The following is a 254-nucleotide window of genomic DNA, read 5'->3' on the forward strand; positions in this document are numbered from 1 at the left end:
GGAAAGCGTCTGGGCCTTGGAAAAGACCTCTGCATCGGGACCGATGCCGACTTCCATATACTGCGACCACGCCCCCCGGGCCTGCAATTCGGTCTTGAGTGCCATGGCTTGCTCAGAGCCAGGGCGGATACGGGACAGGTCGGCCCCGATGATGCCCCGGATCTCCTGACGCAGTTGATCCGCACGAGCGGCATCACCGCCGGCCTGCTCCTCGATCACCCGCTCGAGCAGGCTGACGGCGAACGTCACGCCAC

At 65.0% G+C, this 254-nt stretch carries 1 pseudogene; it reads right to left on the reverse strand.

From position 1 onward, the window contains the following. Window positions 1-254 (reverse strand): annotated as a pseudogene (locus tag ACW4DH_RS19040) (fumarylacetoacetate hydrolase); the annotation flags it as partial.

The organism is Halomonas sp. WWR20, from assembly GCF_054602495.1.